Origin of the sequence: Qipengyuania pacifica (assembly GCF_019857205.1) — a bacterium.
In the GTDB taxonomy this organism is placed as follows: domain Bacteria; phylum Pseudomonadota; class Alphaproteobacteria; order Sphingomonadales; family Sphingomonadaceae; genus Qipengyuania; species Qipengyuania pacifica.
The window spans coordinates 429,959-456,742 of record NZ_JAHWXO010000001.1; the positions used below are offsets into that span (position 1 = coordinate 429,959).

The 26,784-nt window shown below is 62.1% G+C and carries 28 protein-coding genes; 17 read left to right on the top strand and 11 right to left on the bottom strand.

The window, feature by feature from the left end:
- Positions 1-14 precede the first annotated feature (14 nt).
- Entirely contained in the window at positions 15-1,232 is a 1,218-nt protein-coding gene (locus KYK83_RS02215; RefSeq protein ID WP_222827031.1) for a TIGR04063 family PEP-CTERM/XrtA system glycosyltransferase, read from the bottom strand.
- A gap of 79 nt (positions 1,233-1,311) precedes the next feature.
- Between KYK83_RS02215 and KYK83_RS02220 the strand changes: the two genes are divergently transcribed.
- The 6 genes from KYK83_RS02220 to KYK83_RS02245 all read left to right on the top strand — a co-directional run bounded on the left by KYK83_RS02220 (position 1,312) and on the right by KYK83_RS02245 (position 6,273).
- Entirely contained in the window at positions 1,312-1,497 is a 186-nt protein-coding gene (locus KYK83_RS02220; protein WP_222827032.1) for a hypothetical protein, read from the top strand.
- Positions 1,490-2,872, top strand: a complete 1,383-nt coding sequence (locus KYK83_RS02225) for a DUF5935 domain-containing protein (RefSeq protein WP_222827033.1) — start codon at positions 1,490-1,492, stop codon at positions 2,870-2,872. Before KYK83_RS02220 ends, KYK83_RS02225 begins: the two co-directional genes overlap by 8 nt.
- A 109-nt stretch (positions 2,873-2,981) precedes the next feature.
- Positions 2,982-3,431 (top strand): MaoC family dehydratase, encoded by a 450-nt coding sequence (locus KYK83_RS02230; RefSeq protein ID WP_103023968.1) that lies wholly within the window; start codon positions 2,982-2,984, stop codon positions 3,429-3,431.
- 56 nt (positions 3,432-3,487) lie between these two features.
- Positions 3,488-4,666, top strand: a complete 1,179-nt coding sequence (locus KYK83_RS02235; RefSeq protein WP_103023969.1) for an acetyl-CoA C-acyltransferase — start codon at positions 3,488-3,490, stop codon at positions 4,664-4,666.
- 12 nt (positions 4,667-4,678) lie between these two features.
- Positions 4,679-5,632, top strand: a complete 954-nt coding sequence (locus KYK83_RS02240) for a DUF5996 family protein (protein ID WP_222827034.1) — start codon at positions 4,679-4,681, stop codon at positions 5,630-5,632.
- Between the two features lie 38 nt (positions 5,633-5,670).
- Entirely contained in the window at positions 5,671-6,273 is a 603-nt protein-coding gene (locus KYK83_RS02245) for a DUF4126 domain-containing protein (protein WP_222827035.1), read from the top strand.
- Between the two features lie 6 nt (positions 6,274-6,279).
- Here KYK83_RS02245 and KYK83_RS02250 read toward each other — a convergent pair whose 3' ends face one another.
- The gene (locus KYK83_RS02250) at positions 6,280-7,518 is read right to left on the bottom strand and encodes a polyhydroxyalkanoate depolymerase (protein ID WP_222827036.1); all 1,239 of its coding nucleotides are present in this window, start codon (positions 7,516-7,518) and stop codon (positions 6,280-6,282) included.
- A 265-nt stretch (positions 7,519-7,783) separates the two neighbouring features.
- On the opposite strand from KYK83_RS02250, the gene KYK83_RS02255 reads away from it, so the two are divergent.
- From KYK83_RS02255 to KYK83_RS02275, 5 genes are all read left to right on the top strand, one after another.
- Positions 7,784-9,511 (top strand): ABC transporter transmembrane domain-containing protein, encoded by a 1,728-nt coding sequence (locus KYK83_RS02255; RefSeq protein WP_248284228.1) that lies wholly within the window; start codon positions 7,784-7,786, stop codon positions 9,509-9,511.
- A 121-nt stretch (positions 9,512-9,632) separates the two neighbouring features.
- On the top strand, positions 9,633-11,756 hold the full coding sequence (locus tag KYK83_RS02260) for a M13 family metallopeptidase (RefSeq protein WP_103023974.1): 2,124 nt from the start codon (positions 9,633-9,635) through the stop codon (positions 11,754-11,756).
- Between the two features lie 80 nt (positions 11,757-11,836).
- Positions 11,837-12,652, top strand: coding sequence for an undecaprenyl-diphosphate phosphatase (locus tag KYK83_RS02265; protein ID WP_369828439.1), 816 nt, complete (start codon positions 11,837-11,839; stop codon positions 12,650-12,652).
- Positions 12,653-12,764: 112 nt separating this feature from the next.
- The gene (locus tag KYK83_RS02270; RefSeq protein ID WP_196847131.1) at positions 12,765-13,019 is read left to right on the top strand and encodes a GlsB/YeaQ/YmgE family stress response membrane protein; all 255 of its coding nucleotides are present in this window, start codon (positions 12,765-12,767) and stop codon (positions 13,017-13,019) included.
- A gap of 209 nt (positions 13,020-13,228) precedes the next feature.
- Complete coding sequence (locus KYK83_RS02275) at positions 13,229-13,489, top strand: hypothetical protein (RefSeq protein ID WP_103023977.1); 261 nt, start codon at positions 13,229-13,231, stop codon at positions 13,487-13,489.
- Between the two features lie 54 nt (positions 13,490-13,543).
- On the opposite strand, the gene phhA is transcribed toward KYK83_RS02275, so the two are convergent.
- Positions 13,544-14,482 (bottom strand): phenylalanine 4-monooxygenase, encoded by a 939-nt coding sequence (phhA, locus tag KYK83_RS02280; protein WP_103023978.1) that lies wholly within the window; start codon positions 14,480-14,482, stop codon positions 13,544-13,546.
- A 57-nt stretch (positions 14,483-14,539) separates the two neighbouring features.
- On the opposite strand from phhA, the gene ppk2 reads away from it, so the two are divergent.
- Complete coding sequence (gene ppk2 / locus KYK83_RS02285; RefSeq protein ID WP_222827038.1) at positions 14,540-15,310, top strand: polyphosphate kinase 2; 771 nt, start codon at positions 14,540-14,542, stop codon at positions 15,308-15,310.
- Here ppk2 and KYK83_RS02290 read toward each other — a convergent pair.
- The 6 genes from KYK83_RS02290 to KYK83_RS02315 all read right to left on the bottom strand — a co-directional run bounded on the left by KYK83_RS02290 (position 15,307) and on the right by KYK83_RS02315 (position 20,454).
- Positions 15,307-16,164, bottom strand: a complete 858-nt coding sequence (locus KYK83_RS02290) for an HTD2 family dehydratase (RefSeq protein WP_222827039.1) — start codon at positions 16,162-16,164, stop codon at positions 15,307-15,309. The two genes, ppk2 and KYK83_RS02290, sit on opposite strands and share 4 nt — an antisense overlap.
- Positions 16,161-17,393, bottom strand: coding sequence for an acetyl-CoA C-acetyltransferase (locus tag KYK83_RS02295; RefSeq protein WP_222827040.1), 1,233 nt, complete (start codon positions 17,391-17,393; stop codon positions 16,161-16,163). Before KYK83_RS02295 ends, KYK83_RS02290 begins: the two co-directional genes overlap by 4 nt.
- A gap of 3 nt (positions 17,394-17,396) precedes the next feature.
- Positions 17,397-18,623 carry a CoA transferase gene (locus tag KYK83_RS02300; RefSeq protein ID WP_222827041.1) on the bottom strand — a complete coding sequence of 409 codons (1,227 nt, stop codon included), beginning with the start codon at positions 18,621-18,623 and terminating at the stop codon, positions 17,397-17,399.
- 3 nt (positions 18,624-18,626) lie between these two features.
- Positions 18,627-19,811 carry an acyl-CoA dehydrogenase family protein gene (locus KYK83_RS02305; RefSeq protein WP_234003176.1) on the bottom strand — a complete coding sequence of 395 codons (1,185 nt, stop codon included), beginning with the start codon at positions 19,809-19,811 and terminating at the stop codon, positions 18,627-18,629.
- Entirely contained in the window at positions 19,808-20,074 is a 267-nt protein-coding gene (locus KYK83_RS02310) for a hypothetical protein (RefSeq protein ID WP_222827042.1), read from the bottom strand. Before KYK83_RS02310 ends, KYK83_RS02305 begins: the two co-directional genes overlap by 4 nt.
- 92 nt (positions 20,075-20,166) lie before the next feature.
- Positions 20,167-20,454: a hypothetical protein gene (locus KYK83_RS02315; protein ID WP_103023984.1), complete on the bottom strand. Its 288-nt coding sequence runs from the start codon at positions 20,452-20,454 to the stop codon at positions 20,167-20,169.
- A 117-nt stretch (positions 20,455-20,571) separates the two neighbouring features.
- Between KYK83_RS02315 and recQ the strand changes: the two genes are divergently transcribed.
- From recQ to KYK83_RS02340, 5 genes are all read left to right on the top strand, one after another.
- Positions 20,572-22,341, top strand: a complete 1,770-nt coding sequence (gene recQ / locus KYK83_RS02320) for a DNA helicase RecQ (protein ID WP_222827043.1) — start codon at positions 20,572-20,574, stop codon at positions 22,339-22,341.
- 73 nt (positions 22,342-22,414) lie between these two features.
- The gene (locus tag KYK83_RS02325; protein ID WP_234003177.1) at positions 22,415-23,329 is read left to right on the top strand and encodes an SPFH domain-containing protein; all 915 of its coding nucleotides are present in this window, start codon (positions 22,415-22,417) and stop codon (positions 23,327-23,329) included.
- A 22-nt stretch (positions 23,330-23,351) separates the two neighbouring features.
- On the top strand, positions 23,352-23,543 hold the full coding sequence (locus tag KYK83_RS02330) for a type II toxin-antitoxin system antitoxin (RefSeq protein WP_196847124.1): 192 nt from the start codon (positions 23,352-23,354) through the stop codon (positions 23,541-23,543).
- A gap of 1 nt (position 23,544) precedes the next feature.
- A complete protein-coding gene (locus KYK83_RS02335; protein ID WP_222827044.1) occupies positions 23,545-23,802 on the top strand; it encodes a hypothetical protein in 258 nt (85 codons plus the stop codon).
- Between the two features lie 31 nt (positions 23,803-23,833).
- Entirely contained in the window at positions 23,834-24,850 is a 1,017-nt protein-coding gene (locus KYK83_RS02340; RefSeq protein ID WP_234003178.1) for a right-handed parallel beta-helix repeat-containing protein, read from the top strand.
- Positions 24,851-24,872: 22 nt separating this feature from the next.
- Here KYK83_RS02340 and ribA read toward each other — a convergent pair whose 3' ends face one another.
- On the bottom strand, positions 24,873-25,979 hold the full coding sequence (ribA, locus tag KYK83_RS02345) for a GTP cyclohydrolase II (RefSeq protein ID WP_222827154.1): 1,107 nt from the start codon (positions 25,977-25,979) through the stop codon (positions 24,873-24,875).
- Entirely contained in the window at positions 25,928-26,719 is a 792-nt protein-coding gene (gene xth, locus KYK83_RS02350; RefSeq protein WP_222827153.1) for an exodeoxyribonuclease III, read from the bottom strand. Before xth ends, ribA begins: the two co-directional genes overlap by 52 nt.
- Between the last annotated feature and the right edge of the window lie 65 nt (positions 26,720-26,784).

Consider the following 26,784-nt stretch of genomic DNA (forward strand, 5'->3'; position numbering starts at 1 on the left):
TCACCATGGGCGGCTCAGGCGGCCGCGGACGGGGCACGTCCTAGCAGTTCTTGGTAAACGGCACGATAATGATCGATGTTCCTGGCCCAGTCGTGCTTTGCGGCCACATGCATGCGACCGGCCTCGCGCATGGCGGGCCAAAGCTCCTTGGCATCGACAAATCCAGCCAAGGCGGTCGCGATGGCCTGGGGGTCGTCAGGCGGAAAAAGGAGGCCGCTGACGCCGTCTTCGATCAGTTCGCGATGCCCGCCGACATCGCTCGCGGCAACGATCCGCTGCTGCGCCATCGCCTCCAGCGGTTTCAGCGGGGTGACCAGATCGGTAAGCCGCGATTTTTTGCGTGGGTAGGCAAGCACATCGATCAGCGAATAATACCGTTCGACCTCGTCATGAGGGACCCTGCCGGTAAATACGATAGCCTCGCCCACACCCGAGGCGGCAGCTTGCGCACGCAGTGCCGCATCCATCGGGCCGCCACCGACCAGCAGCAATTGTGCGTTCGGATGATGTTTGCGTAGCGCAGGCATGGCGGCGATGAGATCGTCCAGCCCTTCGTAATCGTAGAAGCTGCCGATGAAGCCTATGACCGGCCCGGACCCGATCCCGATACTGGCGGCAAGGGTTTCGTCGCGCGCCGGGGGATGTCCGAACAACGTAAGGTCGACCCCATTGGGCGAGAGGGCGATCTTGTCGCCATCGTGACCGCGGGAGACGAGATCGTTACGAAGGCCGTTGCAGATAGTGAAGACGGCGTCGGCCTTTGCGACCACGCGATTTTCCAGCGCGCGGGTCAGGCGGTATTTTATCGAGCCTTCGCTGCCGGTTCCGTTGCCGACTGCCGCATCTTCCCAGAAAGCGCGTATTTCGTAAACGAAAGGCATGCCCAGACGGTGTGCGGCGCGTAAGCCGGCCATCCCGCATAAGGCGGGCGAATGGGCATGGATGATATCGGGCCGCCATTCCTTTGCCACGCATTCGATCCCTGCGCGCAAGGCTTCGATTTCCTGCCATTCACAGATGATCGGGGGGCTGGATAATCTCGTGACGGTGCGATGGAAGGTCAGCCCGTCGACGGTTTCGACGGGCGGCCCTTGGGCCCGGTGGCGATTGCCCGTGATACCGCAAACCTCGATCCCGGCGCTCTGCGAACTCTTGAGTATGGCGCGCGTGCGAAAGGTATAACCGCTGTGCAGCGGCAGTGAATGGTCGAGAATGTGCAGAACACGGGTCATAAGATCGGTTCCTGTGACACATCACGCTTAACGACGCGTCAACTGCATTGCATTAGAGGCGCACTGGAAAGACCTGCACGTGATCGATTATTTCGCCCTTGCCCTTGCCCACGCGCTTCTCGTCATTGCGCTTTTGCGCATACTTGCGCGCGGCGAGCTCGACCGAGAGGAGGCATTAGGCGATGTGATCGCCGAGCCCGAGGAACATTCGACGGGAAAACGACCGGCTGGTACCCGCCAACGCAAGAAGCGCGGCGATGCTTGATGTAGCGCTCTTCCTGACCGTCATGGCCATGTTCCTGCTCGGTCTCAGGCGCCCGTTCATTTGGGTGCTGGCCTATCTCTATATCGATATTCTCGCGCCGCAGAAAATCGGATGGACGCTGACGCCGATGCTGCCGATCTCGCTGATCGCATTCTTGCTGGCGTTTGCGGGATGGGCATTTGCAGACCCCAAGTCCGACACGAAGTTCACCCTGCGCCAGGGCATCATGTGCGCGTTGCTCGCCTACTGCTTCATGACCCTGCAATGGGCCGATTTCCCGATCGAGGCCCATGAGAAGTGGGACTGGGTATGGAAGGCGCTGGTCTTTGCCATCTTCCTGCCGGTCACGCTGATAACCCGTCTGCGGATCGAGGCTGCGGCGCTGGTGCTGGTGCTGACCGCAGGGGCGATCATCATTTCGGCAGGCATGAAGACGGCGCTCGGCGGTGGCGGGTACGAAAATCTCTATCTGTTCGTGAACGACAATTCGAACATCTACGAAAGTTCGACCCTGGCAACGGTTTCCATTGCGCTGATCCCGATCATCTTGTGGTTTACCAGGCATGGTACGATCTTCCCGCCCGACTGGCGCGTGAAGACCTTCGCCGGGCTGCTCATCTTCGCCTGCCTGCTGATTCCGATCGGCACCGAAGCGAGGACCGGCCTGCTCTGCATCGGCGTGCTCGGCATCCTGATGCTGCGCGATGTCAGGAACCGGCTGATGTATGTGATGGCCGCCGGCGCGCTGGGGGTTGCCGCGCTGCCTTTTCTTCCCGCCAGCTATTACGAACGCATGGCAACGCTGGGATCTGTCGAATCCGACGAATCGGCTTCGACCCGCATGCAGGTCTGGATGTGGACGCTGGATTATGTGTCCGAACATCCGCTGGGGGGCGGGTTCGACGCCTACCGCGGTAACAAGTTTACGTACCGCATGCCGGTAACGCGCGAGGAAGGCGGTGCCCTGGTCACCGAAATACAGGATGTGACGGATGCAGGGCGTGCCTATCACTCCTCCTTCTTCGAAATGCTGGGCGAACAGGGCTGGCCGGGTCTGATCATGTGGCTCAGCCTGCATGCACTGGGCCTACTGCAAATGGAACGGATCCGCAGGAAGTGGCGGGACCGGACAAACCCTGCAGAGCAATGGCAGGGCCCGCTGGCAAGCGCATTGCAGTTTTCCAACATCGTCTATCTTGTCGGCGCAACCTTCCAGGGGATCGCCTATCAGCCGGTGTTCCTGATGCTCATCGGCTTGCAGATCGCTTTGTGGACCTATTGCCGAAAACGCGATTCGGCGCGTGAAACAGCCGAGCACAAGGCGCGCCGCGACGCTCGTCGCGCGGCTGCTTCGGCCAAGCCCGCCATTCCGTAACGGCACACTTCGCGCGGTTGCGCACCCCCTTTGCATGCGCCATGAGTCGCGCCGCATCGTGCGGTAGAGTCGCGCGAAACCAAGTGTTTTGAGTAGAGGAGAGGCGAGTATGAGCCCGCAAGAACTGGCAGAGAAGGTTGGACAGCAGATCGGCACCAGCGAATGGGTCGAAATGAGTCAGGACCGCATTAACAAATTTGCCGATGCGACCGGCGATCACCAGTTCATCCACATCGATGAAGAAAAGGCCAAGATGACGCCCTTTGGCGGGACCATCGCGCACGGCTTCCTCACATTGTCGATGATACCCTATCTCGGCGCCAAGTCCGACATGCCCAAGATCGACGGCGTGAAGATGGGTGTGAATTACGGCGGTAACAAAACGCGCTTCATCTCGCCCGTTCGCAGCGGCAAGCGCATTCGCGGCCACTGGAAGCTGGTCGAAATGATCGAAAAGCGTCCCGGACAGTGGCAGCAGACCAGCGAGATCACCATGGAGATCGAGGGTGAGGAAAAGCCGGCCCTGATCTGCGAGTGGATCACCCAGATTTTCGTCTGATTTCCCCCTCCTCCCCGGTGAGGATCAGGTACATTTAGCAATCCAAGGAAATACCCATGCGTGACGCAGTCATCGTCTCCACCGCCCGCACCGCAATCGGCCGCGCTTACAAGGGCGGGTTCAACGACACCAAGGGGGCCACGCTCGGCGCTTATTCGCTGAAGCCCGCTATCGAACGCGCCGGCATCGAGCCGGGCGAAGTCGACGACGTATTGTGGGGCAGCGCGCTCCAGCAGGGCACGCAGGCCGGCAATCTTGCTCGGCAGGTGGCCCTCCGCGCCGGTTGCCCGATCGGCACCAGCGGCATGACCATCGACCGTCAGTGTTCAAGCGGCCTGATGAGCATTGCTACCGCTGCAAAGCAGATCATCACCGACCGCATGGACGTGGTTGCCGCCGGTGGTCAGGAGAGCATCAGTCTCGTCCAGACCAAGGAAATGCGCGTGATGCCGGATCCGGAACTGATGCAGATGCACGGCGCAATCTACATGCCCATGCTCCAGACTGCCGAGACAGTCGCGCAGCGGTATGGCATCAGCCGTGAGGCGCAGGACGAATATGCGCTGTCGAGCCAGCAGCGCACTGCCGCCGCACAGGAAGCTGGCCTGTTCGACGATGAGATCGTCCCCGTCACCACTACGCACAAGGTGCAGGACAAGGAAACGGGCGAGATCTCCGACGTCGAGATCACCATTGCCAAGGACGAAGGCAATCGCCCCTCGACCACGCTGGAGGGGCTGCAATCGCTCAAGCCGGTAATGGGCGAAGGCACCACGATCACGGCAGGCAACGCTTCGCAGCTGTCGGACGGTTCGTCGGCCAGCGTGTTGATGGAAGCCAAGGTTGCAGAAAAGAAAGGCCTGACGCCGCTGGGCCGCTATGTCGGCATGGCCGTCGCTGGCACGGAACCCGATGAAATGGGTATCGGCCCGGTCTTCGCGATCCCCAAGCTGCTCGAGCGGTTCGATCTCAAGGTCGACGATATCGGCATCTGGGAGCTGAACGAAGCGTTCGCAGTGCAGGTGCTTTACTGCCGCGACAAGCTTGGCATCCCGGGCGATCTGCTCAACGTCAATGGCGGCTCCATCTCGATCGGCCACCCCTATGGCATGACCGGTGCACGTTGCACCGGGCACGTGTTGCTTGAAGGCAAGCGTCGCGGCGCCAAATACGGCGTCGTCACCATGTGCGTCGGCGGCGGTATGGGTGCAGCCGGCCTGTTCGAGATCTTCTAAGGAGAATTTTCGATGACCGAGCGCTGGCCAGAACTCGATTTCGCGGCCCAGCGCTCGGTCATCGAAAGCTTACATGCCTATCTTCAGGTGATCGGCAAACTGCCGACGCGCAGTTTGCCCTGGTGTAACCACAGCTGGCATCTCGCCTTGCGCGTGGTCCCTCGCGGGTTCCGAAGCTACCCTGTCTTCGCGCAGAATGGCGAAGCAGAGGTAATGGTGGACTGCCACAGTTCGACCGTCCGGGTCGAAACATCGGCGGGCTTTGTCGAAAGCTTCGCAATTACCGGCCAGAGCGTTGCGGACTTCCACGAGCAGCTGACCCAACTCCTTCGCCAGGCAGGAGTGCAAACCGACATATCCGGAGCCCCGAACGAAGTCGAAGACGCCGTTCCTTTTGCGCAGGATACGCGCGGCAGGGTGTGGAACCAACAGGCGATTGCGAAGATACATCGCGCCTTTTCCGACGCCAACCGGGTCTTCGAGCAATTCCGGACCGGCTTTGTCGGAAAATCCAGCCCCAGCCACCTTTTCTGGGGAAGCTTCGATCTGGCAGTCACCCGTTTTTCCGGGCGGGAAGCGCCCGTGCATCCCGGCGGGTTTCCCAATCTTCCCGACGACGTGACGCGGGAGGCATACAGCCACGAAGTGGCAAGTGCCGGATTCTGGCTTGGCGGCGGGGGCGTCGAGGAAGCTGCATTTTATGCTTATGGCTATCCTTCGCCAGAAGGACTGGAGAACACGAAGGTGGGACCCCAAGCCGCCTATTGGCACGAACAGCTTGGTGAATGGGTGTTGCCCTATGCCCGTGTGCGCGGGTCGGATGACCCGGACGCGATGCTGATGGAATTTCTCGAAACGAGTTATACCGCAGTGGCTGAGCTTGCGAAATGGGACCGAACCGCGCTGGAAATTCCATTCGGTGCATACGGAAAGCCTTATGATGTGGCACATCATCGCGCTGATTGACTTGTCCCAAGGGGCATTGGCGGCGTAGCCTCTTAATCATGGGCGTGATGGAGATCATCGGCATAGCGGGGAGCGTGAGCCTGCTGGCGGGATGGCGGCTCTATCTGTGCATTTTTGCAACAGGGCTTGCCATGCGGATGAATGCGCTACCCTTGCCCGAACATCTCGCCAGTCTCGACGTCTTGGCGAACCCATGGGTTATGTACATTGCCGCGCTGGCGGCAATTGTGGAATTCCTTGCCGACAAGGTGATGTGGCTCGATACTGTCTGGGATGCCGTTCACACCATTGTCCGGCCGATCGGCGGGGCGCTACTGGCGCTGGCGATCATCGATCCGTCCGACCCTGGTACGCAGGTTATCGCTTTTCTGCTGGGTGGTGGCGCGAGCCTTGCTGCCCATGCAGGTAAAGCCGGCGCCCGCGGAATGGTCAACGCCAGCCCCGAGCCAGTCAGCAATGTTACCGTATCGACAGCGGAAGATGTAGCGACGGTCGGACTTTTGTATCTCGCTTATGAATTCCCGCTGCTGGCCGGCGGGATTGCACTGTTCCTGCTGGCCCTGACCATCACGCTACTCGTGATTATCCGGCGGGCCATTGGCAAGGTGCTGGCGCGGCGCAGACCGCCGCCGCCAGCGTGATCTGCCTCAGCCGTGCGCGGCGATGAATTCCTCTACCACCGGAGCGATCTTCCCGCGCCACTTGCTGCCGTTGAAAATGCCGTAATGGCCCGCGCCTTCCGCCATGTAATAACGCTTTTTCCTGTCCAACAGTTTGGGCGTCAGGTCGAGCGCGGCCTTCGTCTGGCCTAGACCTGAAATATCGTCACGCTCGCCTTCGATCGCGAGCAGAGCGGTCTCTGTAATGTCGGCAAGATCGACGGGTTTGTCGCGATGGACGAAAGTCCCGTTGGGGAGCGAATGCGTCTGGAACACTTCCTCCACCGTCTGGAGATAGAATTCCGCGGTCATGTCGCAAACGCTGCGATACTCGTCGTAGAAATCCTTGGTGGCCTGAGCGCTCTCGTCGTCACCCACGGTGAGGTGTTTGAACATCTCGTAATGGCTCATCATGTGATTGCCGAGGTTCATGCTCATGAACCCGGCAAGCTGCATGAAGCCGGGATAAACGCGTCTTCCGGCCCCGCGATACTGCATCGGCACTGTGGCGATAACGCTGTGGCGGAACCATTCGATCGGACGTTCCATGGCGAGATCGTTGACGCTGGTCGGTGAACACCGCGTGTCGATCGGCCCGCCCATCATGGTCAGCGTCTTGGGGGTGCAGGGATGCTTGTCGGCGTTCATGATCGCAGTCGCAGCGAACACCGGTACTGATGGCTGGCACACAGCCATCACGTTTGCGCCGGGCCCGATGTGCTCGAGATAGGCGATGACGTAATCGATGTAATCATCCAGATCGAATTCGCCTTCGTGCAGCGGAACGGTCTTGGCATCCGCCCAGTCGGTTACGAAAACGCGATAGTTTTCCAGCATCCGTTCGACCGTGCCGCGTAGAAGAGTGGCGTAATGCCCGCTCATCGGCGCGACTACCAGAAGGCGCGGAGCATCTTCGGGCAAATCTTCGCGATAGAACTCTTTCAGATCGCCGAACGGCATGTTGACGACCGTTGATTCGATGACCGGATGGGGTTCGCCGCCCGCGTCAACGGCTTCGATGTTCCATGCCGGCTTGCCATAAGTGGCGGTGGCATGCGCGAACACTTCGAGTGCGCTCGCCGCGATAGGGCCGATATTCATGTAGCCCATGGGGCCTACGTAATTCAAAGGATTGGCTGGATTGTTCAGCATTTCCACCCCGATCGAGGCGAAAGTGCTGGCCGAATTGAGCCAGCTGCGCTGGAGTTCATGGGCGTGGTAAAGCAATGCGTATCCCCTGCTGACCCGGCCTTTTTTCTTGTCTCGTACCGGGCGAAAGACAGCTATCCTGCCTTTCCGGCATCTCTTGTGCAATGCACAAATTACCAAATTGTGCCTTCGCCCATGCAGCAGAGTGGATTTTCCGCGCCCGCCCACCTAACTGAATGCCATGGGATCCAAGGACGATACCGAAACCGAGGGACGCAGACGTTTTTCGCGTAAGCGGACGGCCAAGGACAATCCGCGCGAACGCTCTCTTCGCCCCTTGAGGATGGTTTATCGTGCCGGCGCCAATTATCCCGGCCACGTCGCGTTGGCTCTGGTTGCTCTGTGCATAACCGCCGCCGCGACGCTCGCCATTCCGGCAGGCTTCAAGCTGGTGATTGATCGCGGCTTTGCCGATGGTGCCGATCCGGGCAACATAGCGCGCTGGTTTCAGTATCTTCTCATGATCGTGGGCGTTCTGGCCATTGGCACGGCCATGCGGTTCTATTTCGTGAGCTGGCTGGGTGAACGCGTTGTCGCCGACATTCGGCTGCGTGTGCAGGAAAATCTGCTGCGACTGGCGCCGGGTTTCTATGAAGAGAACAGCCCGAAAGAAATCTCCAGCCGGATGACCAGCGATACGGCGCTGATCGAGCAAGTGGTGGGCACAACCGTATCGGTTGCGCTTCGTAATCTTCTCATGGCGATCGGCGGGACGGCCTATCTGTTCTGGCTGGTGCCGGGGCTCACCATGGGGCTGCTCCTGCTCATCCCCGCAATCATTATTCCCATAACCATATTCGGACGGCGGCTGCGCAAGGTGTCGCGCACCAGCCAGGATCGGGTGGCCGATATCGGCGCGATGGTCACCGAAGTGCTCTCGGCCATGAAGATCGTTCAAGGTTTCAACCAGGAAGGCCGCGAGCACGGTCGGTTTCAGGAGGCGGTCGAGCGTACCTTCTCCGTCGCGAGGCGCCGGGTCATGATCCGCGCAGCCATGACTGCTGTCGTCATCCTGCTGGTGTTCGGCGGAATTACCCTGCTGGTCTGGCGGGGCGCGCAGGCTGTAAGCGAGGGAACGATCACAGGCGGGACGATTGCGGCTTTCGTCTTGACGGCAGGCCTCGTCGCCGGCGCCATCGGAGCGCTTACCGAGGTATACGGGGACTTGTTACGCGGTGCGGGCGCCGCAAGCCGCCTGTCCGAATTGCTCGATGAAAAGCCCGTGATCACGGCACCCGCCCGTCCGCAGGAACTACCCGTTCCCCCGCGGGGCGGGCTATCCTTCCGCAATGTGACTTTTCGGTACCCCACGCGGCTGGAAGCTCCGGCAATCACTGATTTCAGTCTCGAGGTTGAACCAGGAGAGACAGTTGCCATCGTCGGGCCTTCGGGTGCAGGCAAGTCGACGATTTTTCAGCTGGCCGAGCGGTTCTACGATCCGCAGGCAGGGTCCATCCGCCTCGACGGAATCCCGCTAACGGGCGCTGACCCCGCCGAAGTGCGGCGGCGTATCGCCTATGTACCCCAGGAAGGGGTTCTCTTCAGCGCCAATGCACGCGATAATCTGCGCTATGGAAATTGGGGCGCAAGCGAGGAAGATATCTGGGCAGCGGCGCGCGCTGCCAATGCGTCCGGCTTCCTGCAGAAACTTCCGCAGGGCCTTGATACCTATCTCGGGGAAAGCGGTACTCAGCTGTCTGGCGGTCAGCGTCAACGCATAGCCATAGCCCGCGCTTTGCTGCGCGACGCACCCATACTGCTGCTTGACGAGGCGACCAGCGCGCTGGATGCGGAAAGCGAACGGCTGGTGCAGGATGCGCTGGAACATCTGATGGAAGATCGCACCACGCTGGTTATTGCGCATCGCCTTTCCACTGTTCGTGCGGCAGACCGTATCGTGGTGATGGAAGATGGCCGGATCGTCGAACAGGGAACGCACCAGCAGCTTTCCTCGAACGGCGGTCTCTATGCGCGGCTTGCTTCGCTCCAATTCGGGCTCGAAAGCGCCTGATCCTTCTGCGGACTGCCTGTGCGCTCCGATGAACCGCTTCGCCGCTACGACCAAACGTGTTAGATCGCGAGGCCTGAGGCCCGTTCGGGCCGGTCGCATTGAATCTCGGGAGATTGCAGAAATGATCCGTACCATGCTTGCCGCTGGCGCGAGTGCGCTTGCGTTGACGCTGGCCGCACCTGTTGCCGCACAGGACGAAACCGATACGCCCCTACCCACGATGAGCTTCGGCGAATGGGGTTTCGATCCCGCCTATATCTCGCAGGACATCGAGCCGGGCGACGACTTTTTCGCCTATGCGAACCAGAAGTGGCTCGAGGCCAATCCGCTCCCTGCGGAGTTCAGCCGTTTCGGCGCATTCAATCTGCTTCGTGAAAAGTCGACGAGCGATGTTCAGACGCTGGTAAACGAGCTTCTCAAGAAAGACGCTTCCACTCTCTCGGCCGATGAGAAGCGCATTGTCGATGCGTACAATGCCTACCTCGATACGAACAGCATCGAGGCCGCGGGTCTTACCAACATCAAGCCCTATCTCGACGCGATTGACGGCGCGGAAACCCCGGCAGCGCTCGCCTCGCTCTGGGCAACGCCTGGCTATGCTTCGCCCCTGGGCGGTTATGTTTCTGTCGATGCGAAAGAACCGAGCCGGTACTCTGTCTATCTTGGGTCGGGTGGCCTCGGTCTGCCGGATCGCGATTATTATCTCGACGACAGCGAGAAGGGCCGCAACATCCAGGCCAAGTATCGCGAATATCTGGCGTTTCTGCTGGGCGAAGCAGGCTATGCGGATGCTGCCGGCATGGCCCAGAAGGTATATGATTTCGAAGACACCATCGCCCGCACCGTAAGCTGGGACCGCGCAACGCGGCGCAACCGGGACCTCACCTACACAGCTCTGACTCATGCCCAGGTGGACGAACTCGCCAATGGCTTCCCGCTCGAGACCATGCTGCAGAAGATGGGTCTTGGGCAGACCGATCGTTTCATCGTGAGCGACATGCCGCCGAGCGCCGAACGCGCGGCGGAACTCGGGCTGGACGAAGCGACGCTGGCGAAGATCGGCGGAGGCACTCCGGCGATGACAACGCTCATCATGAATACGCCTGTCGATGTATTGCAGGCGTGGACGACCAAGGAGATGCTGGAAAACAATGCGGCGATCCTGCCCAAGCGGTTCGACGATGCCGATTTCGCTTTTTACGGCACTTTGCTGCAGGGTACGCCCGAACAGCGCCCGCGCTGGAAGCGCTCGATCGCGGCTACCGAAGGCATGCTCGGCGAACTCGTCGGCAAGTCCTATGTCGAACGCTATTTCCCCGCAGAGAACAAGGCCGCAATGATCGACCTGGTCAGCAATCTGCGCAAGGCGCTTGCCGAGAGCATCGATGAAATCGATTGGATGAGCGATGCGACCAAGCGCGAAGCTATGGCCAAGCTCGACAGCTTCGATCCAAAGATCGGCTATCGCGATAATCTCGAAACCTATCCGGATCTCGCTATCACAGCCGGCAATCCGGTCGCGAACAGCATGGCGGCTGCCGAATGGGGCTGGCAGGACATGGTCTCCAAGCTCGGCCAGCCGATCGACCGGACCGAATGGTTCATGCTGCCGCAGACGGTGAATGCCTATTACAACTCGACCAAGAACGAGATCGTGTTTCCCGCTGCCATCCTGCAGCAGCCCTTCTTCGGCATAAGTGCCGATGATGCGGTGAATTACGGCGGCATCGGCGCTGTAATCGGGCACGAAATGGGCCACGGCTTCGACGATCAGGGTTCCAAATCGGACGCAACCGGCATGCTTCGCAACTGGTGGACCGACGCTGACCGCCAGGCTTTCGACAAGCTCGGAAACGCAGTAGTCGCGCAATACGACCAGTTCTGCCCGCTCGATGACGGCGAAACCTGCGTGAACGGACGGCTCACGCTTGGCGAAAATATCGGCGACCTTGGCGGACTGAGCCTTGCGTATCGCGCCTACAAGCTATCGCTCAACGGCAAGGAAGACGAAGTCATCGACGGCCTCACCGGCGATCAGCGTTTCTTCCTGGGCTGGGCGCAGGTCTGGCGCTCGCAGCAGCGCGAGGACGCCGCTCGTCAGCGTCTGCGTACCGATCCGCACAGTCCCGAAGAATACCGGGTCAACGGCGTCGTGCGCAATATGGATGAATGGTACGAAGCTTTCGGCGTGACACCGGATGATGAACTCTACCTTCCGCCGGAAGAGCGCGTCCGTATCTGGTAAAGCCCGGTTTGCCGGTAATCTGCCATGGGGCGGAGCGGGTCGCTTGACTTGCTCCGCCCTTTCTTCATGGACGCATGCGCATGAACGATTATCTCACCGCGATCTTCCTCGGCATCGTCGAAGGACTGACCGAATTCATCCCGGTATCCTCGACCGGACATCTCATTCTCGCTACCGAATTGTCGGGCGCCGACCCGAGCGAATGGGCGATGTTCAATGTGGTGATCCAGCTCGGTGCCATTCTGGCGGTGGTGTATCAGTATTGGGGCACGTTCTGGTCTGCTGGGATGGGCGTTCTGCGGCGCGAGCGGGAAGGTCTCATGTTCGCCCGCAACATTCTGCTCGGCTTTCTGCCCAGCGCCGTTATCGGCTTCACGCTTTACGAAAATTTCGAGGCCATGCTTGGCAATCCCGGCATCGTCCCCTGGGCGCTGATCGCTGGCGGTATCGCCATCATCGTGATCGAACGGCTCGCCAAACCGCGTGAGGACGGTCAGGGTGTTGCCGATCTGTCTTTGACAAAGGTTCTGGCGGTCGGTTTCGCCCAGTGTCTGGCCATGGTGCCGGGCGTCAGTCGTTCGGGCGCAACCATCATGGGCGCGCTGGCCATGGGCATCAACCGCAAGACCGCAGCGGAGTTTTCATTCTTCCTCGCCGTGCCAACGATGGTTGGCGCGACCACCTTGGAAATGGCGACCAAATACGATCAGTTGATGGCGGGGGCGACGCGCGTCGGCTGGGACGAAATCGCGATCGGATTCGTCGTAAGCTTTATCGTCGCGCTCTTCGTGATCCGAGCCTTCGTCGCTTTCGTCAGCCGGAACGGTTTCACGCCCTTTGGCTGGTACCGCATCGTCGCTGGCACAGCGGCGCTGCTGTGGCTCGGCCTCGTGTAGCAGGTGTTGCAATATTGCGGCACCAATGTTTCCATTCGGCAGATTTGGCGGAACCTTTGCCCGCCTGCGCGTTTTTCCAATTCGTATGAAACGCAAATGTAAGTAGGCACCGATGGGTTTGTTGATCCTGATTGTCGTGGGCGCTCTTCTGGGATGGTTGGCAACGATCATCCTTCGTATCGAGGATGGTCGCGGCATCTTGGCCAATGCACTGATCGGCGTGCTCGGCTCGCTGGTAACCGGTCTTATCGCCGGAAACGGGGCGATTTTCGGCACCGTAAGTGGGACAGCCCTACTGTGGGCCGTGCTTGGATCGGTTGTCGCTATCGGGCTGTTCAATCTCGTACGACAGCGGGCTTACAGCTAGACTGGTCGCCCGATATCTTGGGGTTTCCCGACGCGTCCCGGTCCTTTGCCGTGGCGCGTTTCTTGCTTTGCTCGATACGTTCGCCCGTAAATGGAAAAGACGGGAACTCGTATCTGTCCGGCCCGTTCATCACATTCTCGCCGCATTTCGTTTACGGCGTTAACACGGCGTCGCCATCGCGGCGCGATACAAGGTCAAGGGGAATACACATGAAATTCACCAAAGCTTCGCTCGTCGTTTCGGCTGCCGCTCTTAGCCTCGGCCTCGCCGCTTGCGACGGCCCGAACGAAAACGCCATGGAAGATGCCGGCGAACAGCAGGCAGAAGCCGTCAACGAGCGTGTTGATGCCATGGAAGACGCTGGCACCATCAGCGACGCACAGTCGGACGCTATCACCGACCAGGCAGAAGATAAGGCAGATGCCATGGAAGAGCAGGGCGAAGCCATGGATGATGCCCAGGGCATGTAAGCTCTGAGTTATTCTAACGACAACGGCCCCGGAGCGATCCGGGGCCGTTTTCTTTTAAACAGGCTTTGCGCCGGACCCACGCCCGCCGCGCAGAGTGTATTCCAAAGTGCCCCGGTTTACCACGTAGTCGACGTCGATCACGGCCGTATTGGCGTAGGTGAAACCGGGCCCCAGGTTCCGATAGAGCTTGTCGAAATCGCGCTCTACTGTCTGGCGGTAGAGATCCTCGAAGCTTTCGATGACGAAATATGTCGGCTGCAAATCGCTGATGACATAATCGGTGCGCATTACACGATCCACGTTCAGCATGATGCGGTTGGGGCTTTCCGCCTCGATTGCGTAGACCACCTCGGTCGGGCCCGACAGAATGCCGGCGCCATAGGCCTTGATGCCGTCTTTTTCCTCGATCAGCCCGAATTCCACCGTGTACCAGTAAAGCGAGCCCAGTGCCTTGAGGCGATTGTGCCGCATGGCTTTCCAACCCGCGCGGCCATATTCCTGCATATAGTCGGCATAGACCGGATCGGTCAGCATCGGGACGTGCCCGAATACGTCGTGGAAGACGTCGGGCTCTTGGATGTAATCGAAGGTTTCGCGCGTGCGGATGAAATTGCCTGCAGGAAAACGGCGGTTGGCCAGATGCCAGAAGAACACATGATCAGGGATGAGCATCGGCACGGGAACGACGCTCCACCCGGTCAAGGCGGTCAGGTCTTCCGAAAGCTTGCCGAATTCCGGCACACCGCCGCGATTGAGATTGAGCTTCTGTAGCCCGGCCATGAAAGCGCTCGCTGCCCGCCCCGGCAACACGCCCATCTGGCGCTCGAACAGATCGTTCCAGATTGCATCGTCATCGCTATCGTACTGCGTCTGCTGGGGCTCGAGCCAGTCGTCGCCGACATGATCCGGCTTCTTCAACGGTGCGGTGAATACCTCTGCCGGAAGGTCGGGTAGCCGGCTAAAGTCCTGTTCGGTTTCTTCGAATGTAGCCATATTGTTGCTGTTGATACTAGCATTGCGTTCACCATTCAAATCCGGCGCGGGAAAACCATGAAAAAGAGCGATTACGAAGCCGAGTTGACGCCGATGAAGGCCGAACTTGTCGGGATGGCACGCTGGGCGCGCGCGACGGGTCAGCGGATCGTGGTCCTGTTCGAAGGGCGGGATACGGCAGGGAAGGGCGGCGCCATCCGCGCCGTGTCCGAACCACTGAACCCCCGCCAGTGCCACATTGTAGCGCTACCGAAGCCCACGGATACGCAGCAGACTGAGTGGTATTTTCAGCGTTATGTCGAACATCTTCCCAGTGCCGGAGAAATCGTGCTGTTCGACCGCAGCTGGTACAACCGGGCCGGGGTGGAAAAGGTGATGGGTTATGCCGAGGAAAGGCAGGTCGGCGCTTTCCTTTCACAGGCGCCGATATTCGAAAAGCAGCTAGTCGATGATGGGATACTGTTGTTCAAATATTGGCTGACGACCGATCAGGCCCGGCAGGAGGAGCGGCTGCGAGAACGGCTCGATGATCCGTTAAAACGCTGGAAGCTGTCTCCAGTCGATCTGGCAGCACGGGACAAGTATGAGGCCTATACCGAGGCGCGCGAAGCCATGCTGTCCGCCACGCATACGGAGTGGGCCCCGTGGACATTGGTGGATTTCAACGATCAGAAGCGTGGTCGGTTGACGCTGGTGCGCGATCTGCTCGATCGGCTTCCCGATACGAATGTGCCGCCCGAAGATATAGAACTGCCCGAACTCGGGCATGAACCGCAGGCGGAACGTTACACGGTGCTTCAACCTATCGCAGACTATCCGCTGAACTAAACCAGGCTGGCAGAAGCTTTCGTCACCTCACGCCCGTCGGTTGCGAAAGCACCCATTTCGATTGCCTCTCCCCTACCCCGCATGATGAGATGCAGGGGCTCGCCCCCTATTGCGGGGCTCACGCCACGAAAGGAGAAGCTCGCCAGGCGGTTCTCGCCGAAACTTCCTGCAGCAAATTGCAGCAGCAAGCTCGCAATCAGCGGCCCGTGGACGACCAATCCACGATAGCGCTCTACATCGCGCGCATAGGGTGCGTCGTAATGGATGCGATGGGTGTTGAAGGTGAGGGCGGAAAAACGGAACAGCAGCCGCTCGTCGGGAGTGGCGATGTGGTGAGCCTCCCATGCGGAAGGATCGAAGGTTTCGCCTGTCGGCTCCGGTGGAACCAGAGGCGCCGCGCTATCCTGCGCATCCAGGTAGACGAGCGTTTGCCGTTCGGTCACTGCCAGTTGCCCGTCGGCGCCGGTCTCGTGGTCGATGTCGACGAAAACCATATCGCCCCGGCTTCCGGACTTGGCTTCGATGGAAACCACGCGGCTCACGCGATCTATGGCCGAGCCTATGGATATGGGGGCGTGAAACCGGATGGCACTCGATGCCCACATGCGCCTTGGCAAAGGCACTGGCGGGAGGAAGCTGGCCGGACTGTCCTCGCGCGAAGGATGACCGTCCGCGCCAAGTTGGCCTGTTCGCGCTTCGGGAGTGCACAGGCAGAGGTGAATGCCCTGCGGCATCGCATCGCCCGGGGGGGCATCGCGGTCGAAGGTTGCGCACCAGCGCGCGGCAAGCGGCGGGTCGAGCTGGTCGGCACTGCGCTGCTCGCGCCCGATCCAGTCCGACCACTCAGTCGTCATGCGGCGCGCTCGAATACCGCAGCCATGCCCTGACCCCCACCGATGCACATGGTTTCAAGCCCAAAGCGGGCTTCGCGGCGTTGCATCTCGTGCGCCATGTCCGCGAGAATGCGGATGCCGGTCGCACCGATCGGATGGCCAAGCGATATGCCGGAGCCATTGACGTTGACGATCTCGCGCCGGCTGTCGTCTTCGCCGAAGCCCCAGCCTTTCATCACGGCGAGCGCCTGAGGGGCAAATGCCTCGTTGAGTTCTATCAGATCGATATCGTCCCAGCCGAGGCCGTTCCTCGCAAACAACCGTTCGACAGCCGGGACCGGCCCGATTCCCATGCGGCTGGGATCGCAGCCGGCCGCGCTCCACGAGTGGAACCAGAGAATGGGTTCGAGGCCTAGTTCCTCGACCTTGTCTTCGGCGACGACGAGGCAGGCCGCCGCCGCATCGTTCTGCTGGCTGGCGTTGCCGGCCGTCACGATGGCATCCGGGTCGCGCTTCACATCAATGGCGCGCAGGGCCCCGAGCGTTTCGATGGTTGCGTCGGAGCGGAAGCCCTCGTCCTTGGCGAAGACGAGCGGATCGCCCTTGCGCTGCGGGATTTCCACCGGGACCAACTGGTCATCGAACTTGCCTTCGTCCCATGCGCGGGCGGCGTTCTGATGGCTGCGCGCAGCGAAGGCATCGGCCTCTTCGCGCGTAATGCCGTAATCCTTGGCGAGGTTTTCCGCCGTTTCGATCATGCCGGTGATGATGCCGTACCGTTCAATCGGCTGGCTCATCAGACGGCCGCGGGTCAGGCGATCCCACAGTTGCAGGTCGCCGAGGCGGGAGCCGTGACGGGCCTTGGTCGTGTAATGTTCGACATTCGACATGCTTTCGACACCGCCGGCCAGCACGCAATCGGCGACGCCGGTTTGCACCATCATGGCGGCCGTTGCGACGGCCTGCAGGCCCGAGCCGCAGCGGCGGTCCAGCTGGAAGCCGGGGACTTCTTCCGGATAGCCTGCCGCCAGCCAGCTCCAGTGGCCGATGGCCGGCGCTTCGCCGCTGCCATAGCCCTGACTGAAGACGACATCGTCGACGCGCGTAGGATCGATCCCGCTGCGTTCCACCAGAGCCTTGATGATGATAGCGCCGAGCTGCCCCGCCTCGAGCGGAGCGAGGGTGCCGAGAAAGCGCCCGACCGGGGTCCTGAGCGGCTTGCAGATGGCTACGCGGCGGTTAGTCGTCATGGGTCAGTCCTTGTCAGAAAGGCGGGCGATGCCCCGGTCGACGAGATCGCCGATGGCGCCGGAGGCGAGGCCGAGGCGGTCGGCCAGGACTTCCTCGGTGTGCTGGCCCAAGTAGGGAGCGGCCCGGGGCAATCCTGCATCGAGGGTGGGGATGTTGGCGAAGCTGCGGGTTGCAGGGTATTCGAAGCCGCTGGGGTTGGCCGGGGAGGGCCCGAAAAGAGGGTTTTCCGTCACCAGTTCCGCATCGTTTGCGGCTTCGTGCATGGTACGATAGCGCTCGAACGTGGTGCCGTGCTGCGTCAGACGGTCCGACAACGCATGCCAATCATACGTTTGACTGCGGGTGCCGAACAGCTCGAACAGTCGGTGCCGGTGTTCGAAACGCGGCCGATCACCGTCGGCGAAGCGCACGTTCAGTTCGTTTTCGAGTTCGGCGATCTCATCGGCGAGATCGAAAGCCGCGACGAGGCCATGCCATTGCTTGGCCGTCAGCGCGGCGACCATGAAGCGCACGCCATCGCGGCTGCGGAAATCGCGCCCGAAAGCGCCCCAGATGGCATTGCCGAGCCGTTCGCGGTCGCCGCCGCGATAGAGCATTTCGGCCATGGCGCCGCTATTGGCCATGGTGCCGATGGCGACATCGCCGAGCGGCACGCGGATTTCGCTGCCCTCGCCGCTCGCGTCGCGGTGGCGCAGCCCCGCGAGCAGGGCGAAAGCGCAATAGGCGCCGGTGACGAAATCCCAGGCGGGTAGCACCTGGTTGACCGGCGGCGCGGTGGCCGGGTCCCAGTCTTCCGGGCCGCACATGAGCGGGTAGCCGCTGGCGGCGTTGACAGTGAAGTCCATCGCCTGCCGGCCATCGTGCCAGCCCATGATGCGCACGCTGACCAGATCCGGACGCCTGGCAGCGATGGCGCCGTGCGAAAGGAAGCTCTTTTCCGGCAGGTTGGTGATCAGATTGCCGGTCTTCGCAGACAGTTCGACCAGCAATTCCCGCCCTTCGCCGCTGCGCAGGTCGAGCGCGACGGATTTCTTCGCCCGGTTGAGATTTTCCCAGCTGAGCGAACGGCCTTCCTTCGTCAGCATGTAGCGATCGTAATCGAGCCCGCCCGCCTTGTGATCGACGCGGATGACTTCCGCCCCCATCTGCGCGCAGTACAGACCCGCCGTCGGCGAGGCGACGAAGCTCGACGCCTCGATGATGCTCAGACCCGATAGAAGGTCGTACATTCCCTAAAGGCCAGCGGCGTAATCGCGCAGCATGTGCTTGGCGATCTGCAGCTGGAGGATCTGCGTCGTACCTTCGTAGATGCGGTAGATGCGGGCATCGCGGAAGAAGCGTTCCGCGTCATATTCGGCGAGATAGCCGGCCCCGCCGTAGACCTGCACGACGCGGTCGACCACGCGGCCGCACATTTCGGAGGCGAAGACCTTGAAGGCGGCGGCATGCTTGACCGTGTTTTCGCCCCGATCGACCCGCGCGGTGACATCGGCCATCATCGCTTCGGCGGCGTAGATTTCGGTCCAGCTTTCGCTGAGCATCTGCTGGATCAGCTGGAAGTTGGCGATCGGTTCGCCGAAGGCCTGGCGCTCGCTGGCATATTTGATCGCGCTGTCGAGCGCGCGGCGGGCGTAGCCCGTGCTGGCCGCGCCGACCGAGATGCGGCCATTGTCGAGGCTCATCATGGCAAAGCGGAAGCCCTGCCCGGTCTCGCCGCCCAGCAGCGCATCGCCCGGCACGTGCACATCGTCGAGCATGACATCGGAGATATGGCTGCCGGCCTGACCCATCTTGTGATCCGGGCTACCGGTCGACACGCCGGGCGTGTCCATGGGCACGATGAAGGCGGAGACATGCGCGTTCTTGGGCAGCGCGTCCTTTTCCGTGCGGGCCATGATGAGGCCGACATCGGCATGCGGCGCATTGGTGATGTACCGCTTGGTGCCGTTGAGGATCCAGCCATTGCCATCGGGATCGGGCCGGGCGGTGGTCGCCATGGCGGCGCTGTCACTGCCGGAACCGGGTTCGGTCAGGCCGAAGCAGGCAATCGCGCCATTGGCGATCCGGGGCCACCATTCGGCCTTCTGCGCATCGGTCCCGCCGTTCTTGATTGCCGAATTGAACATGCCGACATTGATCGAGAAGATCGACCGGTAGGCAGGCGCGGCATAGGCCATGGTCTTCACGACCTTGGCATATTGGGTGCAGTTCAGGCCCGCGCCGCCATATTCTTCCGGCACGGTGAGGCCGAACAGGCCCATATCCTTCATTTCGGTGATGATTTCATCGGGAATGCGGTCATCGGCGATGACCTGCTTTTCTGCCGGGAGCAGCCGTTCGCGAACGTAGCGTTCGAGCTGTTCGAGGAACTGGTCGAAGATGTCGGCATCCATGCCGGGATTGACGGTGTCGGTCATTCGGTAGCTCCATTTTCCGGACCGCCGGTTGCGCGCGTATCCGCGCCAGCGGGCATGGCATCTTCTGCGTCGGCAGCGAGCGTCCCGTTGCCTGCGGCGGGAACCGCGTCGTCCGGCAGGCGCCGCTGTTCGATCATTTCGGCAGCGTCGTCGAGCGCTTCCGCTTCGCTTTGCGAGACCGCTTCGACCGGCTGGTCATCATCGTAGCCCGAACAGGCGGACAGCGCAGACAGCGCGGCGAGAAGGGGGACGAGTCGTTTCATTGGCGCGGAAGCTAGGCGCTATCGAACGCCGCGCAAAGGACGCTACGGCGCGGCTGGACGCGGGCGAGCCGGCTGGCCCGCCCGCATGCCGATCAGTTGCTGGAGTCTTCGGACATGGCATCCATGGCTGCGGCAGCGGTATCGGCTGCGCTGTCACCAGCTTCCTGGATCTGGACCTCTTCGCTGGGCGAGGTCACCTGCGGCGCGGGTTCCGTATTGGCGGCCGGATCGGCAACCGGCGTTTCCTCGATCCCGGTCAGAGCTTCGTCGGCGGGCATTTCGACGGTGTCGGCTTCGACTTCGGTCGAGGCATCTTCGGTGCTGCCGCAGGCAGCAAGGGCGATGGTTGCGGCGGCCGTCAGGGCGATACGAAATTTCATGATAAAGTCTCCTTCGTGGAATCTGGCTGGCGGTAAAGCGCAAGCGCGGCATGCGGGGCAAGGGGAAAATTGCCCGCCAGCGGTTGCGCTTGCCCCCGCGTCTGCCATCAGGCCCCGATGAGCGGGATCGCAGGCGCATATCAATCCTTGAAAGATGTCTTCGGCTTCGACGGATTTCGCGGTCGGCAGGAGGATGTCGTCACGCGCATCCTGGCTGGCGCATCGACGCTGGCGGTGATGCCGACCGGCGCGGGGAAATCGCTGACCTACCAGCTGCCCGCCGTGATGCTGCCGGGTACCTGCGTGGTGATCAGCCCGCTGATCGCGCTGATGCACGACCAGCTTCGCAGCGCGCGCGCCAATGGCATCCGCGCGGCCACGCTGACCAGCGCCGATGCCGACTGGCGCGAAACGCAGGATGCCTTCCGGGCCGGCGAGCTGGATCTTCTGTACGTCGCGCCGGAACGGGCGAGCCAGCCGGCCTTTCGCGAATTCCTGAGTTCTGCGCCGCTGTGCCTGTTCGCGATCGACGAGGCCCACTGCGTATCCGAATGGGGCCACGATTTCCGTCCCGATTACCGGATGCTGCGCGGCCTGATGGACGCTTTTCCGCAGGTGCCGCGGCTGGCGCTGACCGCGACGGCGGATCGCCAGACGCGTGCCGATGTCATGGCGCAGCTCGGCATAGCGGAGGACGGGCTGGTACTGGCGGGGTTCGACCGGCCCAATATCCGTTATGCGATCCGCCATCGCGACAATCCGGTGCGGCAGCTGACCAATCTGATGGAAAGCGAGCCGGGGCCAGGGATCGTCTATGCCCAGACCCGGCGCAAGGTCGAGGATCTGGCGGACAAGCTGGCAGCGGCGACCGGGCGGGCCGTGCGGCCCTATCACGCAGGGCTGGATGCTGAGGTGCGCGCGGCGAACCAGAGCGCCTTCGTTGCCAGCGAGGACATGGTGATCGTGGCCACGGTCGCCTTTGGCATGGGGATCGATAAACCGGATGTGCGCTTCGTCGCCCATGTCGGCGTGCCCAAGTCCATCGAAGGCTATTATCAGGAAACGGGCCGTGCCGGCCGCGACGGCGATCCCAGTCAGGCGGTCATGTTCTGGGGTGCGGGGGATTTCGCCACCGCGCGCCAGCGGCTGGCCGAGGTGGACGAGACGCGCCGGGCGGCAGAGCGGACGCGGCTCGACGCGCTGGCGGGACTGGTGGAGACGGCCGAATGCCGCAGGGCCGTGCTGCTGCGGCATTTCGGCGAACACCCGCCGGCAAGCTGCGGAAATTGCGACAATTGCCTGGAGCAGCCCGATGTAACCGATGCGACCGAACTGGCGCGCAAGCTGCTGTCGGCGGTCTATCGCACCGGACAGAGCTTCGGCATGGGGCATCTGCAGAAGGTACTGACCGGGAGCGAGGACGAGCGGGTCCGCCAGCGCGGCCATGACCGGCTGAGCGTGTTCGGCATCGTCGAACCGGCAGAAGCCGTCATGCTGCAGCCGCTGTCCCGGGCCTTGCAGGCGCGCGGCGACCTGGTGGCCAACGAGCATGGCGGACTGGCGCTGGGCGGATCGGCCCGTGCCATCCTGAAGGGGGAAAGCGCGGTACAGATCGTGGTGCCGCCCAAGCGCAGGCGCGGGCGACGCGGCGACATGACGCCCAACCCGGTCGGGGATCCCCTGTTCGAGGCCCTGCGCGCCCTGCGCAAGGAACTGGCCGAGGATGCACAGGTGCCGCCCTATGTCATCTTCCACGATTCAACCCTGCGCGAGATGGCGGCGGCACGACCGGCCACGCTCGACCAGCTTGGCCGGTTGCCGGGCATCGGCGCCAAGAAACTGGAAGCCTATGGCGATCGCTTTCTGCGCGCGATCGAGCGCCATTAACGGGACCCGATTGACGGAATTCATCGGCTGATATAAATATGATATCATAATTATATCGAAGGAGTGATTCGTCATGTCGGTGGAATTCAAGGGGATGAATACGAGCACCGAGCGAGCGGGGTCGAGCTTCAGCGGCTATCCCATGCTGCTGTTCATTCTGGCCCTGCTGGTGCTGGTTGTCTGGAACGTGGCGGGGAACATCCCGCCGGACGGTGCGGCCAAGGCCGTGAAGCTGACCTTTGTCGGGCTGATCATCTTCCCGCTGCTGGTGCTGGCATTTCTGGCAGCCGGGTTCTTCATGATCCAGCCCAATCAGGCGACCGTGATTACCCTGTTCGGCGAATATCGCGGGACCGAACGGCGCGAAGGGCTGCGCTGGGTGTGGCCCTGGATGATGAAGAACAAGATGTCCGTTCGCGCGCACAACATCCATTCCGAACGGGTGAAGATCAACGATCTGCGCGGCAATCCCATCGAGATCGCCTGCAACGTGGTGTGGCGGGTGGCCGATACCGCGCAGGCGAGTTTCGATGTCGACGATTACAAGGAATTCGTGAACATCCAGATCGAGGCGGGCCTGCGCACGGTCGGTTCGCGCCATCCCTATGACGATTTCGAAAACGAGGAAGTCACGCTGCGCGGCAGCGCTGATGTCATCAATCGCGAACTGCTGGAGGAGCTGAACGACCGGCTGAAAGTCGCCGGCATACTGGTGGACGAGGCGGGGCTTACGCATCTTGCCTATGCCAGCGAAATCGCCAGCGCCATGCTGAAACGTCAGCAGGCCGATGCGATCATCGCCGCGCGGGCCAAGATCGTGCTTGGCGCGGTGGGCATGGTGGAAGATGCCCTGATCAAACTGTCGCAGGACAATATCGTCGAGATGGACGATGAACGCCGCGCCGCCATGGTCAGCAACCTCATGGTCGTGCTGTGCGGCGAAAAGGAAGCGCATCCCGTGGTGAACGCGGGCACGCTGTACCAGTAGGCGGGCCGGGCGGAACGCTGTCATGAAGAAGAAGGCCTTTGCCCTGCGTCTCGACCCGGCAGTCCATGCCGCGGTCGAGCGCCTGGCCGCGGCCGAACTGCGCAGCGCGAATGCCCAGATCGAGATGCTGCTGCGCGAAGCGCTGGAGAAGCGCGGCATCGATGTCGGCGTGAGCAAGGCGCCGAGGCGCGGACGACCGGCGAAGGAGGACTGACATGGACGACGGCAAGCCATGGTTCGCGCAGAAGCGGTATGGGTATGGCGCAGGCCTGCCCATCGCCTGGCAGGGCTGGGCCGTGCTGGGGGCATGGTCGCTGGCCCTGCTGACCGGCATCGGGCTGGCCGCATGGGACGAGGACGTTGGCCTGATCGCGGGCCTTGCATTGATAGTTCCCGCAACCGCCGCGCTGATCTATGCAAGCGCGATCAAGACCCGCGGCGGATGGCGCTGGCGGTGGGGCGGCGACGACTGACGCCGTTACCTAAGGGGGGTAACTTATCTCGATGTTAACCATCAAATCCTATGTCGGGACGATGATGTCTCCCTTCGTCTCGCCCGCTTCGCGTCTGCCACGCTGGCTCCTGGCCGCAGTCGGCGTTGCCGCGGTGGGGGCCATTCCGCTGGCTGCGCTGCTTGCCCAGGGCGGCGGCGCGAGCAGTTTTACCGTGCTCGAAACGGGCCGCGGATACGGATCGCTGCAGGAAGCGGTCGACGCGATCGGCGACCGCGAAGGCACCGTGATCATCGCCCCCGGCAACTGGAGCGAATGCGCGGTACAGAGCGAAGGCGTGGTCCATTTCCGCGCCGCCGAAGCGGGCAAGGCCCTGCTTGGCGGGCAGGCCTGCGAAGGCAAGGCGGCACTGGTCCTGCGCGGCCGCGGGGCGACCGTCGACGGCCTGGTCTTCGCCGATCTGGCGGTGGACGACGGCAATGGTGCCGGTATCCGGCTGGAGCAAGGCCCGCTGCGCGTTTCGCAAAGCTGGTTCCGCGACAGCCAGCAGGGCATCCTCACCGCGAACGGCGTCGACAGCGAACTGGTGGTCGACAAATCGACCTTCACCCGCCTCGGCACCTGCGAGAATTCGGCCGGTTGTGCGCATTCGATCTATGCCGGCGATTACGGCACGGTCACGGTGACCCGCAGCCGGTTCGAACAGGGCACGGGCGGCCACTATCTCAAATCGCGCGCATCGCGCACCGTGGTCGAAGATTCCAGCTTCGACGATTCGCAGGGCCGCGCGACCAACTATCTCATCGACCTGCCCAATGGCGGCACCGGTTCGATCCGCGGCAACTGGTTCGTGCAGGGGCGCGACAAGGAAAACTGGTCGACCATGATCGCCGTGGGCGCGGAAGGCGCGAATTACAGTTCGAACGGTCTCGTCATTGCGGGCAACGAAGCGCGGCTGGTGCCGGGCCTGTCGCGCAACCCGGCCTTCGTGGCGGACTGGACGGGCGACGATATCGTCATGAGGGACAACCAGCTCGGCAGCGGCATCAGGGCGTTCGAGAAACGCTGATACTGCGCGCCCGCGCCGCTGGTCAGAGGAGATGTCCCGACCGGTCGCGCTTGGTGGCGAGATAATCGGTATTGTGCGGATTGTCCGGCAGGGCATGCGGCACGCGCTCTGCGACATGGACGCCCTCTGCCTCGAGCGCGCGGACCTTGGCCGGATTGTTCGTCATCAGGCGGATCGTGCCGATCCCCAGCAGATCGAGCATGCGGGCCGCAGTCGGGAAATCGCGCGCTTCGTCCGGCAGGCCCAGCCGCGTGTTGGCATCGACCGTATCGAAGCCCTGGTCCTGGAGCCGATAGGCCCGCAGCTTGTTGATGATGCCGATGCCGCGCCCTTCCTGACGCATGTACAGCAGCACGCCCCAGCCGCCCCTGCCGGCTTCTGCGGCCATGGCATGCAGGGCCGCATCGAGCTGCGGGCCGCAATCGCATTTGAGACTGCCGAGGATGTCGCCCGTCAGGCATTCGGAATGCAGGCGCACCAGCGGCGTGCGGTCCGCCGACTGTTCGCCGATGACGAGTGCGACATGCTCGCGCGTGTCGTCGGGACTGCGAAATGCGACGATGCGCGCATCTTCCGCCGCCGCCACCGGCAGCCGGGCCCGCGTCGCGATCTGCAGGCGGGATGCATCGGCGAATGCGGCCACATCGCCAGCCGAAAGCGATACGGCTTCACCCGCGCCCTGCGGATCGACCAGGAAGGCGGGAAGCACGCCGGCCATGCGGGCGAGTTCCAGCGCCGCCCTGGCCTGCGTTTCCCAGCCGAGCGGGAGGGCTTTGAACGGACCCTTGAGGGGGTTCTGCATGTCGAGCGCGGGATCGGCGACGGCAAGGGCCGCCGGCAGATCGAAGGCCTGCGCCCCGCGCATCAGCACCGGCTGGCGCGGCGCCGCCGCTTCGCGCTGGTTGGCCAGCTTCAACGTGGTCGCACGCGTGGCGGAGATCAGCATCGCCTCGCCCGTCATTTCGCCAAAGGCCGTTTCGACGGGCTGCAACAGCGGCGCGCCTTCGATCGCCAGCGGCCAGCCATGGCGCAGCGCATCGACGGCCTGCGCAGCGCGGCGCGAAGGCGAGCCTGCGCTCAGAGCGCGAACTCCGTCACCAGCGGAACATGGTCGGACGGTTTTTCCCAGTCGCGGGCATATTCATGGACCGAGTGGCCGACAGCCTGTTTCGCCAGTTCGGGGCTTGCCCACATATGGTCGAGCCGGCGCCCGCGATCGTTCGTCTTCCAGTCTTTCGAGCGATAGCTCCACCAGCTGTAATAGCGATCGGGCGCCTTGATGTGTTCACGTCCGATATCGGACCAGCCATGCGCGTCCATGAAGCGCTGCAGGCTTTCGACCTCGACCGGCGTATGACTGACCACCTTGAGCAATTGCTTGTGGTTCCACACATCGCTTTCGAGCGGGGCGATGTTGAAATCGCCGACGATCAGCGTGGGCCGGTCGATCGCGTCGGCCCAGCGGGTCATGCGTTCGAGAAAGTCGAGCTTCTGGCCGAACTTGTGGTTTACCTCCCGGTCAGGCTCGTCGCCGCCGGCAGGAACGTAGACGTTTTCCACGATCATGCCCTGATGTTCGGGCAACTCCACCCCGACATGACGGGCTTCGCCATTGTCCTGCCAGTCGTAACGGGAAAATTCCCTGAGCGGCGTGTTCGATACGGTCGCCACGCCGTGATAGCCTTTCTGGCCGTGCACCGCGAAATGTTCGTACCCCAGGGCGCGAAAGGCTTCGTAGGGGAACTGGTGTTCCTGACACTTGATCTCCTGCAGGCACAGGACGTCGGGCGCCTGCTCCTCGATGAAGCGGGCGACGATCGGCATCCGCAGACGAACCGAATTGATGTTCCAAGTAGCAACAGTGACCATGCGCAGCGAGGTAGGCGAGCGCCCCTTTTCCCGCAAGCGTCACACTTTTGTCTTATGGGTCACTG

What these genes read in the sequence shown, in the direction of transcription:
- ppk2 (WP_222827038.1), top strand. Translation starts at nt 14,540, where the DNA reads ATGAAAAAGAGCGATTACGAAGCCGAGTTGACGCCGATGAAGGCCGAA.
- KYK83_RS02215 (WP_222827031.1), bottom strand. Translation starts at nt 1,232, where the DNA reads ATGACCCGTGTTCTGCACATTCTCGACCATTCACTGCCGCTGCACAGC.
- KYK83_RS02295 (WP_222827040.1), bottom strand. Translation starts at nt 17,393, where the DNA reads ATGACGACTAACCGCCGCGTAGCCATCTGCAAGCCGCTCAGGACCCCG.
- KYK83_RS02235 (WP_103023969.1), top strand. Translation starts at nt 3,488, where the DNA reads ATGCGTGACGCAGTCATCGTCTCCACCGCCCGCACCGCAATCGGCCGC.
- xth (WP_222827153.1), bottom strand. Translation starts at nt 26,719, where the DNA reads ATGGTCACTGTTGCTACTTGGAACATCAATTCGGTTCGTCTGCGGATG.
- KYK83_RS02225 (WP_222827033.1), top strand. Translation starts at nt 1,490, where the DNA reads ATGCTTGATGTAGCGCTCTTCCTGACCGTCATGGCCATGTTCCTGCTC.
- KYK83_RS02315 (WP_103023984.1), bottom strand. Translation starts at nt 20,454, where the DNA reads ATGAAATTTCGTATCGCCCTGACGGCCGCCGCAACCATCGCCCTTGCT.
- KYK83_RS02335 (WP_222827044.1), top strand. Translation starts at nt 23,545, where the DNA reads ATGGACGACGGCAAGCCATGGTTCGCGCAGAAGCGGTATGGGTATGGC.
- KYK83_RS02260 (WP_103023974.1), top strand. Translation starts at nt 9,633, where the DNA reads ATGATCCGTACCATGCTTGCCGCTGGCGCGAGTGCGCTTGCGTTGACG.
- KYK83_RS02290 (WP_222827039.1), bottom strand. Translation starts at nt 16,164, where the DNA reads ATGACGACTGAGTGGTCGGACTGGATCGGGCGCGAGCAGCGCAGTGCC.
- KYK83_RS02310 (WP_222827042.1), bottom strand. Translation starts at nt 20,074, where the DNA reads ATGAAACGACTCGTCCCCCTTCTCGCCGCGCTGTCTGCGCTGTCCGCC.
- KYK83_RS02305 (WP_234003176.1), bottom strand. Translation starts at nt 19,811, where the DNA reads ATGACCGACACCGTCAATCCCGGCATGGATGCCGACATCTTCGACCAG.
- recQ (WP_222827043.1), top strand. Translation starts at nt 20,572, where the DNA reads ATGAGCGGGATCGCAGGCGCATATCAATCCTTGAAAGATGTCTTCGGC.
- KYK83_RS02300 (WP_222827041.1), bottom strand. Translation starts at nt 18,623, where the DNA reads ATGTACGACCTTCTATCGGGTCTGAGCATCATCGAGGCGTCGAGCTTC.
- KYK83_RS02270 (WP_196847131.1), top strand. Translation starts at nt 12,765, where the DNA reads ATGGGTTTGTTGATCCTGATTGTCGTGGGCGCTCTTCTGGGATGGTTG.
- KYK83_RS02330 (WP_196847124.1), top strand. Translation starts at nt 23,352, where the DNA reads ATGAAGAAGAAGGCCTTTGCCCTGCGTCTCGACCCGGCAGTCCATGCC.
- KYK83_RS02340 (WP_234003178.1), top strand. Translation starts at nt 23,834, where the DNA reads ATGTTAACCATCAAATCCTATGTCGGGACGATGATGTCTCCCTTCGTC.
- KYK83_RS02255 (WP_248284228.1), top strand. Translation starts at nt 7,784, where the DNA reads ATGGTTTATCGTGCCGGCGCCAATTATCCCGGCCACGTCGCGTTGGCT.
- KYK83_RS02325 (WP_234003177.1), top strand. Translation starts at nt 22,415, where the DNA reads ATGTCGGTGGAATTCAAGGGGATGAATACGAGCACCGAGCGAGCGGGG.
- phhA (WP_103023978.1), bottom strand. Translation starts at nt 14,482, where the DNA reads ATGGCTACATTCGAAGAAACCGAACAGGACTTTAGCCGGCTACCCGAC.
- KYK83_RS02265 (WP_369828439.1), top strand. Translation starts at nt 11,837, where the DNA reads ATGAACGATTATCTCACCGCGATCTTCCTCGGCATCGTCGAAGGACTG.
- KYK83_RS02275 (WP_103023977.1), top strand. Translation starts at nt 13,229, where the DNA reads ATGAAATTCACCAAAGCTTCGCTCGTCGTTTCGGCTGCCGCTCTTAGC.
- KYK83_RS02240 (WP_222827034.1), top strand. Translation starts at nt 4,679, where the DNA reads ATGACCGAGCGCTGGCCAGAACTCGATTTCGCGGCCCAGCGCTCGGTC.
- KYK83_RS02245 (WP_222827035.1), top strand. Translation starts at nt 5,671, where the DNA reads ATGGGCGTGATGGAGATCATCGGCATAGCGGGGAGCGTGAGCCTGCTG.
- KYK83_RS02230 (WP_103023968.1), top strand. Translation starts at nt 2,982, where the DNA reads ATGAGCCCGCAAGAACTGGCAGAGAAGGTTGGACAGCAGATCGGCACC.